Origin of the sequence: Cytobacillus sp. IB215665 (assembly GCF_033963835.1) — a bacterium.
GTDB lineage: Bacteria > Bacillota > Bacilli > Bacillales > SM2101 > Nanhaiella.
On sequence record NZ_JAXBME010000046.1, the window covers coordinates 1 to 1,084 of the forward strand.

Sequence of the window (1,084 nt, forward strand, 5' to 3'; positions counted from 1 at the left end):
TAAGAATGTTTTTTTCATATTGTTATTCCTCCTCGTTGTTTATCTTACATATCCACTATAACAGCTGTTTTTTGTCATATTTCTGGTTCGAATTCCCAATATAAATGAAAGAATAGTTAAAAAACTGATAGAACATTGAGAGGTCAAGCCTGAGCTACAAATATAAAGGTATACGTGCATATGTTAAAATACCATATATAAACATAAAAGAGAAATACTACATCGATATAAGTATTGACAACTTTTTAGATTGCATATTTTATTTCAAGCATATTACATTTAGTAACATGATGTTAAAATACGTGTAATCATCACATGGATATATTGAAAAAATATTTATGTATAGCCATGTTTAGAAATTACTGTTACTGAATGCGAAGATTGTTATTAAATAAAATTTGAAACAAAGGCAATTTGACTTTAAAAAGTCTTCTAATAATTTTTACGTTCTTTTAATAAGTTGTTATCGCATAAAGAAATAAACCGTACACAACTAGTGTTCGTGGCATCTTTTGTTCTGTACAACGAAGACTAACAATGTAAATCCACTTTTTTTATTAAATTGATAACAATAGCAACAAAAGTTACGAAATGAGCCATTCATCGACAATTAAAAAGTGCTGATCATGAATATATACAGACTTAATGTTTGGAACAAAGGTACCAAACAGAAGCTTAAGATGTAAAAAATGATGTATATACCATTCTAAAATGTCGAATTAGAAATTTTAATACGAAAAAAAGTTAGCTATTCTATGTTTCTAAGAATAGCTAACTTTGAGATTAATAGTTTTATTATTTACTAATAAACATTTGAGTCCAATAGTTCCCTTGTTCAACATAACCAACACCAATATGAGTGAAGCTAGAATTTAAAATGTTTTTACGGTGACCTTCACTATTCATCCAAGCATTCACAACTTCTTGAGGTGTTTTTTGACCGTAAGCAATATTTTCTCCAGCTGATTTATATGTGATACCGAACTTTTTCATCATATCAAAAGGTGAGCCGTAAGTTGGGCTATTATGGTCAAAATATTTGTTAGACTGCATATCAGCAGATTTAGTACGTGCTACTTTACTT

1 protein-coding gene is annotated in these 1,084 nt (G+C 28.7%); it reads right to left on the reverse strand.

The window, feature by feature from the left end:
• Positions 1 to 795: 795 nt before the first annotated feature.
• Positions 796 to 1,084, reverse strand: a 289-nt coding sequence (locus SLH52_RS23215) for a CAP domain-containing protein (protein ID WP_320211561.1), incomplete at its 5' end; no start/stop codon positions are given.